Here is an 8479-nt window from a genome sequence, read left to right as displayed (position 1 = left end):
AGACCGTTATGATAAAATCATCGATTGACATGCCTTGCACTCCTGTTTCGGTTAAGCTCAAAACAGTGTGCCAACAGGCATGTCATTTTTTCAATTATTTCATGTGCAGTTTTCCGTCAGGAAAACTCGCACATCGCGTATATTGGCAATGGGGTAGCCAATGGGGACGCTTTCCCTTGGATCATTTGGGTCGCAATTCCAATAGGTGACATCAATAGCGGCTTCTGTGGGACCATATAGATTATAAAGAGAGGTATTCAATTGTTGAAAAAAGCGGCGCTCGAGACTTTTAGGAAGCGCTTCTCCACTTGTAAAGACTCTCTTTAAGGAGGGGCATTTGCCTTCGCAGCACACCTCTAAGAATAAATCGAGCATTGAGGGGACAAAATGGATGGTTGTGATTTTTTCATCCTCAATGAGTTGAGCTAAGGCTTCTGCGTCTTTGTGGATACCCGGCTTCGCCATGATCAAAGTGGCTCCGAACATGAGAGGCCAGAAAAACTCCCACACTGACACATCAAACCCAAAAGGGGTTTTTTGCACAACACGGTCTGATGATAAGAGCCGATAAGTGTCTTGCATCCATAAGATGCGATTCACAACTCCTTCATACACATTGCCAACGCCTTTGGGTTTTCCCGTAGAACCGGACGTATAAATCACATAACAGAGATCTTTTTGTGTATTGATTGATTCCGGATTTGTGGAACTAAACGCATCTAAAAAATGCAAATCATCGAGGCAAATCTGCATTGACAAGTCATGTCTAAAATGAGTTTGCAAAGATGCTTGAGTGATTAAAAATGGCGATTTAGAATCAGATAAAATCGACTTAAGACGCTCTTTCGGGTAGCTTGGGTCCATGGGGACATAGGCGCCACCTGCCTTTAAAATGCCAAGTAGTGCAATAACAAGTTCAATGGAGCGTTCCATGCAAACGGCAACCAATGTTTCCTTCTTCACTCCTTGTTGCCTTAAAAAATGAGCTAGCCGGTTAGCTTTTGCATTGAGCTCAGTGTAGCTCATTGAGCGCTCTAAAAAGCGGACAGCTTCTGCATTTGGGGTGAGCAAGACTTGATCTTCAATGCGTTGGTATAAAAGTCTATCAAGAGGATATTCTTTCTTTGTTTGATTCCATTGATCACACACAAGATTTTCTTCTTCTTGGGTGATGTAGCTGAATGTTTTTGCTTTGGATGAGGGGCTTTGAATCATTCCCTGTGCAATATTTTCAATATGTTGCGCCCATCGATGTAGAGTGTCCGGATGATGTTTTTTGGGATAGTCATATAAATGTATCAATCCCTCTTCTAAGTGCAGCCCAAATTCAGCTGTGGGGGGAGTGGTATCGGAAAATTCTATTTGATTTTGACCCTCGGCTATTTTCAATGAACAAGAAAATGCATCCAAAGAAATTGTTTCGTCAAGCGTTGAGCAAACCAACTGGTTTGCTTTAGTGAAAGCAATGTCATCTTGCCCGGTTGTTCGGTGTAGAAATAGCGCAAAAGCGGCTTGTGCAATATGAGAAGGGATCGGGTTTCTTAAGGAAAAACTATATTGATATTCTTCTCTCTCGTGTAAAGGAGAATCCAAAGGGAGTTTAGGGGATGCTGTGCAAAGACTCATATAACCTCCAAAAATCGTGAAGGAACTTATAGAATTTTTAAAGATTTTGATTCTAGTATTTAATTTCAAACTTGTATTAAACTCAACCTCTCAATAGGCAATGAAAAAGAGCATGAGTGTGATATCAGATATTGAAAAACTTTCAGTCGCATTTGAAAAAGACCTTTTACAGGCATCAAAAGCGAAAGATCTCGAGGACCTTAAAATCAAATATCTCGGTAAGCGGGGACCAATTGCCGCTTTAATGGAGAGTTTAAAGGGTTGCTTAAATGAAGAAAGGCCTCATATGGGGCGCGCTATTAATGATCTCAAGGTGCTGATTGCTAAAAAAATTGATGAGCAACATGCGCATTTAAAAGATTTGGAAATCAATGATCAACTTGCGCATGAAGAGGTTGACATTGCTTTGCCCGGACGCCGCACACAACTGGGCGGATCGCATATTGTTCCTCAAATGCTCGATGAAGTGCTTGACATCTTGATTTCGATGGGATTTTCCGTTCAATATTCTCCGGAACTCGATAGTGAATACTATAACTACGGCGGACTTAATTATCCTGAGGATCATCCTGCTCGTGATATGCAAGACACCTATTATGTCACCCCTGAACTTCTCTTGCGTTCTCACACAACCAATATTCAGCAACGGATCATGCAAGCAGCAAATCCACCCATTCGTATTGTCAGTCCGGGCAAATGCTATCGCAATGAAACCATTTCTTCCCGCTCGCATGTGATTTTTCATCAATTCGATGGTCTATATATTGATAAAAATGTCACATTTAAAGATCTTTTAGCGACGCAAGAAGAGTTTTATTCCCGCCTTTTTAAAAAGAAGGTCGAGATTCGCACACGTCCTAGTTACTTTCCTTTCGTCGAACCCGGATTAGAAATCGATATTCGCTGCACATCTTGTGATGGTGCGGGCTGTTCTTTATGTAAACATACCGGATGGCTTGAAGTTTGTGGCGCCGGAATGGTCCATCCCGAAATCTTGCGCGAAGGGGGACTTGATCCCGATATCTACAGCGGATTTGCATGGGGAGCCGGTATCGAACGCCTATGCCTCTTGCGTCACGGCATTCCTGATATCCGACTTTTTATGGAAAACGACATGCGCTTTCTTCGGCAATTTCCATAAAGAATAATATTTTTCTAATTTCGCTTGAGATTTTAGAAGTAAATTGTTTATATTATTGCAATCAAAGCGATTGAAACTCAAGGAAGAGTGGCAGAGTGGCCGAATGCGTCAGTCTTGAAAACTGAAGACCTGCAAGGGTCCGTGGGTTCGAATCCTACCTCTTCCGAAACAAAAAAAGCAGGCAAAAGCCTGCTTTTTTTGTTTCGGAAGAGGTAGGATGGGACACGAACGTAGTGATAGTAGTAGTCCCCGGAAGGGGACCGAAGGCGAAGCCGAAGCCAATCCCCCCTACAAAGGGTTGAGAATCCAGAGCAGGCAAAAGCCTGCTGGGCCTCCGTTTAAGCTGCGATCGGATGGGCTTCCTTCAATGCGGCTAAATGTCTTAAGAAATTGTCCCATGAGATAGAAGTCTTATCTGAACTAGAAGTTGTGCCATCAAAGCTAAAATCCCAATTTTTCATTTCATTTCGGTATAAAATTCCCTGGTGGTTTCTGAGCAAATTAAAGTTTTTATTACAACTTATTTAATTAAGTTTGTTATGTTATAATGTTTGTTTTTACAAAATTATTTAGGTTGTTATGTCTCATTTTTCAGATTCAGTTGCGAGTTATATCGATCAATTATCAATTAATCGTTCTGATACGGTAAGCGGGTTATTACTTTCAGCCGTAGCGACCCGCATGGGGGTTTTGGCTTTTTCCGTTACGTCTATTTTTGATAGCGTGACACTTTTAGGTGCATCGGGGGTTATGTGGGCCGGTTCTTTGATTGCAGGTGATCAAAAAAGTACATTGCAAGATAGTGCCGCTAAGACGGCCCTTTCAGCTGCGAGGCATTTTGGCGCAGCCTTTCTCTCTTTAATTTCTGATATGGCAGCTCCCGGAACAGTTTCCCATCATTTCATTCCTGAGTGTAGTTCAAAGGCAAATGAGTTGACCCCCTATGGTCAGCTCTATCATGCAAAAGTGGATATTCGCTATCCAAAAAGTTATGAGGAAATTGGAGAAATTATTAAAGAAGCCAAAAGCACCGGTAAAAAAATCACAATATCAGGTGCCGGGTTTTCTCAAGGTAAGCAAATTCTTCCGGGTGGCTTTGAAACAATCAATATTGATCTTAAGAAAATCAATAGGGTCGATGTCCGAAAGGAAGATAAAATTGCTTATGTCGGGGCAGGAGCTACGTGGTTTGATGTGCAAAAAGCTTGTGATGCAGAAGGACTATCAGTGCAAACTATGCAGGCTTCTAATGTTTTTAGTGTTGGTGGATCAATAGGGATTAATTGTCATGGATGGGATATTCGCGCCGGTGCTTTGGGAAATACAATTGAATCAATGAGAGTGATCAGTAGCAACGGATTGTTGTACAATGTGAGACCGGGCGATGAACTTTTTGAGCATGTCGTTGGTGGTCTTGGTCAATTTGGTATCATTCTCGGTGTGACACTTAAATTGATAGAGAATACCAAAATGGTCAGAGAAGGCGAAGTGATCGAAGGAAGCTATGCCGATTATTTTGAGGGAAAAATTAGAGATTCTTCAGTCCATATGATGCTAGGCGCGCTTTCATTAGATCCTAAGAATCTATTTGGAGAAGTTCTCGCTGAATACTATACTCCTTATGAAGCAAGGGCTGATAAATCTACAATTCCGGCAGAGCTCGATCCTGAGGGGAGCTCTGTTGATCGCATTGCACTTGGGTATGCTCAAAGAAGGGCTTACGTAAGAGGTTTGGGTTGGGAAGCTAAAAAACGAGATCTTTTAACTCCTAAAGTTGCAAGACGCAATCAGCATATGTTTTTTCCCATCCAAGCGATGTTTAATCATGTAAAATCAAGGTCTGATTGGCTTCAAGAATATTTCGTTCCAAAAGAGGAACTCGATGATTTCATTGGGTTTTTAAGAGATGTTCTTAAAGAAAATGACGTTGCCTTATTTAATGCATCAATTCGGTATGTTCCTAAGGATAGCTCTTCTGCTTTGAGTTATGCTAAAAAGAGCGATCAGTATGCTATTGTTCTTTGTTTTTCTCAGTCTATGGCCCCGGATGAAATTGAAAAGACTTCAAAATGGGTAAGCAGGGTTACAGATTATTTGATTGATCACAAAGGGACATATTATCTCCCGTATATGCATTTTGCAACCGAAGAGCAGTTTAAAGCGGCTCATCCGGAATGGGATGGTGCAGCTGAGGTGAAAATGAAGTACGATCCTGATGGACTTTTTGTATCGGGATTTACTTTTGACTATCTTCCGGAAGCCCTTCCGGAAATCACACGTAGTGACCGCTTTTATCGAGATTTATTTAGCAAAAAAGAGACAAGAGAGGATTTAAGTCAGTTTTTTGATGTCGTGTTCAAACATGCAGACAAAGAGAAGTTTTTTCAGATTCTCGATAGTATTTTAATCCACGCTAGAACAAATAAAGAAGTTTACGAAGAGTTATCAAAACGGTTTAGCCAAGCTCAATTTGGTTTGTTAATGACCGTTTCAGCTACTTTAGAGACCCTCCGCAAACAAATTAAGGCAATAGGTGGGCAATTTGATGCCTTAATGCCTAAAGATGAGATGATTGATGGGTACGTAGCTATTGATGATTTGAGATTTATTCGCGAATTGACTCATACACGCCCTTTAAAAGGACGCGTTATACTTTATAATCCGAATCGCGAAGGGGCTATTGGTCGTACGGTAAAAGATATTGTTGAGGGGGGGCTTTTTGCTCCTTATGATCAAGTCATTAACTCTTTAACATATCAACCTATTCGTGAAGAAGATGTCGCTTCTGATAGTGTTAATCTTGTTACGGCATTCAAGGGACTACATCATATATCCGATACGGAATTATCCCCTTTTATAGAGTCCATCCATCGTATTTTACGGCGCGGTGGTACATTTATTTTAAGAGAGCATGACGTGACAAGCGAGAGGGTTAGAAGAGCCGCTACTTTTGCGCATACCGTTGTTAATGCCTCAGATGGGGATTCTTTTGAAACGGAAATGAAGGAAGTTCGTCACTTTAGATCAGTTGAAGACTGGGTCGGTATTATGAAAGAGCATGGGTTCATCCTCAAAGGTGAGGGGCTTCAAAGGGATGGAGATCCAACAAAAAACACTGCGCTTCGGTTTGAGAAAGATGACGATACGGATTATACCTTAGATGAAGTTAAAGCGATGGCGCACCTTCGAAAAGAATATATTGGTGATCAAGTCGGAATGAGCTTTCAGGCCGCCGAATGGCAAAATGTTCTATCCGCAGAGCAATATGCAATTTTTGTAAGGCATTCACCTTTTTATGAATTCCGTTTTATAGAGCATATTCAAACCTTTTGGAAGGTTTTTCATAAAGCTTTTGCTCATGAACTTAAAAATCATTCGTTATCAGATATTGTATCATCCTTTTATTTTTGGATGATTGTTTTCGTTGGCACAACCATGACAGCAGAATATGCCATCAAAGCAGCAATCTCATCTGTTGTTATGTCAGTTTTTGGGGCATCTTTAGATGACCGTCCTTTACCAATCCAAATTGTAATTGAAGATCCTGAAAATAAAATCGTTGAAATCGATCCTAGAGTTAAAGTTTTAAATAGAAAAGGGTCATACTCAATCATTGAAGCGCGTCAGTTTGATGAATTAACTGAACTTGCTAAAAAATGTGTTGAACATGATATTACGATTCATGACATGGCCGGCCAAGAGACGACACAGCTCAGACTGGATGCCCCTATTGGGACGGAGTTGTCAGGAATTGAAGGTCTAGATTGTATTGCCTTTTGGAGCAATTTTGAATGTGGAACAACTTTGCATCAAGCGAAGATTTCGCTTCCAAAGCTGAGTTCAGTTATGAAAGAGCTTAGAGAGAAAGGTGTTCGCTTAGAGTTTATGCATAGTTCGTCAGGCACATTCTAAAAATTGTATTCATAGCTGAGGACAAGAGAAACAAAGCTTGCCGAGTTACGGCCTGTGACGGTAAACCATGGGCCAATGATGAATTGTTGTCGCTCGGAGGGGTTGTATTCAATGGCGGGGGCTAAGCTAAATTGATCTCCGGATGGGAGAGAATTTGTCGCTACGCTGCCATCTGTTTTGATCCCATTTGTTCCGCTAAAGTGGGTTGCACCAAAAGTCTTGTAAATCATATCGAGTGCAAAGACCCACGTTTGAACAATGCTCACTTCAATTGAGGCATCAAACTGCAGGGTAGATCCGGGTGAGACAGTTCCTGATGTTCCATATCCGCCTCCATAGGTATTGAATCCACTGACACTGACATTTGATGGGATATTATAGATGATATTCCCTCTTAATTGCATAGGGTGAAGTGGAAATGTCCAAAGCACCTTTGAAATATTTAACGATAATTGCGATTGAAAGGAGCCTGTTCCGGTTGCATCCGTTTCAAATTTTGCCGGGTTGAGTCTTTCATAGCGTCCGGTGGGGAATGTCTCAGTGAAAGTGAGGCGTAGGGCCGGAATATAGGGGGTTTCTTTAAGGAGTTGAAATCCTAAGGTGATCCCCATATCAGACCAGTAGACTGCTTGAGCATTTTTGTGGTTGTTATATACTCCTTGAGGAACCAGAGTGATATCGAGCCACTGAGTGATCCCTGTTTGAAATAAAAACTGGGGGTTAATTTGCCAAAAGTCAGGTGCAGAAATCACTTTTCGGTTACTTGAGTATGCCCCATAGATGTCTGTTAGAAAAAGATAAGGCTGGATGTTAAAGCTACCCGGAGGGGTATTGTGGGCAGAGCCGGTGATCAAGGGGCCGGCAAAGTAGGGGTTAAACATCTTTTTTGCTTGATCAAACTCTGCTTGAGCCTGATCTAACTCTGCTTGAATTTCAGCAGGGGATTTGATCGCTTCAACAGCCCCAAGGGAGAATGAAGTAAAGAGAAGTAGCCATAAAAAAAAGCGCATATTTTTCCATTGTAAATAGTGACTCATGGTAAAAAAAGGACATTTTCTTTACAACGAAAGAAAATGCAGGTGAATATATGGTACAAGGTATTGAAGGGGATCCCTCTCCCAAAGAAAGAGTGGAATATCAAAAAGAATTTCATGAATCCGTATCACTTTTTTCTAAAGCTTTGAATGAGTACCACTCATCAAAAGAGGTTCACAAGAAAGTTGTTCTTAAAGATGTTATGTCAAAAGCTCTGCAAGCAATGGGAGATAGTGCTGCAGCACTCGTCAATAAAGAGCTCATAGCTGAAAAGAAAAAGCTTGAAACAGATTTTCATAACTATACAACGCATGAGACAGCATCCGGATATCAAAAACTCCAAGAGGATCTCGAAGAGATACAAGAATAGGTTGCCTGTTTTTAAAGAAGTTGTTAATTTTGGCAATATTGATCTTTAGCAAGGTAAATGATGTCGGAAACACTAGTTCAAGAACCGGATCTCTCTTCAACGATACGCAAAAAATGGCTAAGAGCTTGGCGTGTGAATTCAATTGCTACTATTATATTTGCAATTGCAATTTCTATTGCTCACATATTTTATTTTATGGAGCACTCTGAATTTAATCTAGTCATGCAAGTATGTGTATTGAGTGTTTGTAGTATTTGGCTTCCCTATGAATCTTGCTATAAATATATAGGGACAAAACTTATGTTTTTTTTAGTTTTAGCAATGCCTTTCACAACTTTTTTTGGTCTGCAAATGATTGGGTTTACGTCGGGGGGTATAAAAAATGAATTTGCACT

6 protein-coding genes and 1 tRNA gene are annotated in these 8479 nt (G+C 40.9%); 5 read left to right on the top strand and 2 right to left on the bottom strand.

Annotated features, from left to right (window positions below):
* Window positions 1–99: 99 nt before the first annotated feature.
* Window positions 100–1626 carry an AMP-binding protein gene (locus K9M07_07850; GenBank protein ID MCF7853131.1) on the bottom strand — a complete coding sequence of 509 codons (1527 nt, stop codon included), beginning with the start codon at window positions 1624–1626 and terminating at the stop codon, window positions 100–102.
* 112 nt (window positions 1627–1738) lie between these two features.
* Between K9M07_07850 and pheS the strand changes: the two genes are divergently transcribed.
* The 3 genes from pheS (at window position 1739) to K9M07_07835 (ending at window position 6679) form a co-directional block, all read left to right on the top strand.
* Window positions 1739–2767, top strand: coding sequence for a phenylalanine--tRNA ligase subunit alpha (gene pheS, locus K9M07_07845; GenBank protein ID MCF7853130.1), 1029 nt, complete (start codon window positions 1739–1741; stop codon window positions 2765–2767).
* An 81-nt stretch (window positions 2768–2848) separates the two neighbouring features.
* Window positions 2849–2933: transfer RNA gene (locus K9M07_07840), tRNA-Ser, on the top strand.
* A gap of 413 nt (window positions 2934–3346) precedes the next feature.
* Window positions 3347–6679 (top strand): FAD-binding protein, encoded by a 3333-nt coding sequence (locus tag K9M07_07835; protein ID MCF7853129.1) that lies wholly within the window; start codon window positions 3347–3349, stop codon window positions 6677–6679.
* On the opposite strand, the gene K9M07_07830 is transcribed toward K9M07_07835, so the two are convergent.
* Complete coding sequence (locus tag K9M07_07830; protein ID MCF7853128.1) at window positions 6676–7689, bottom strand: hypothetical protein; 1014 nt, start codon at window positions 7687–7689, stop codon at window positions 6676–6678. The genes K9M07_07835 and K9M07_07830 overlap by 4 nt on opposite strands.
* A gap of 77 nt (window positions 7690–7766) precedes the next feature.
* Between K9M07_07830 and K9M07_07825 the strand changes: the two genes are divergently transcribed.
* Both K9M07_07825 and K9M07_07820 read left to right on the top strand, forming a co-directional pair.
* A complete protein-coding gene (locus K9M07_07825) occupies window positions 7767–8084 on the top strand; it encodes a hypothetical protein (protein MCF7853127.1) in 318 nt (105 codons plus the stop codon).
* Between the two features lie 60 nt (window positions 8085–8144).
* The coding region (locus tag K9M07_07820; GenBank protein ID MCF7853126.1) for a hypothetical protein at window positions 8145–8479 on the top strand (335 nt) is incomplete at its 3' end.

Source organism: Simkaniaceae bacterium, assembly GCA_021734805.1.
Lineage (GTDB): Bacteria > Chlamydiota > Chlamydiia > Chlamydiales > JACRBE01 > Amphritriteisimkania.
The sequence above is the reverse complement of the archived record's forward strand: the minus strand, read 5'-3'. Positions and strand labels throughout refer to the sequence as shown.

Coding starts and splice junctions, on each gene's coding strand:
- K9M07_07835 (MCF7853129.1), top strand. CDS start 3,347: ATGTCTCATTTTTCAGATTCAGTTGCGAGTTATATCGATCAATTATCA.
- K9M07_07850 (MCF7853131.1), bottom strand. CDS start 1,626: ATGAGTCTTTGCACAGCATCCCCTAAACTCCCTTTGGATTCTCCTTTA.
- K9M07_07830 (MCF7853128.1), bottom strand. CDS start 7,689: ATGCGCTTTTTTTTATGGCTACTTCTCTTTACTTCATTCTCCCTTGGG.
- pheS (MCF7853130.1), top strand. CDS start 1,739: ATGAGTGTGATATCAGATATTGAAAAACTTTCAGTCGCATTTGAAAAA.
- K9M07_07825 (MCF7853127.1), top strand. CDS start 7,767: ATGGTACAAGGTATTGAAGGGGATCCCTCTCCCAAAGAAAGAGTGGAA.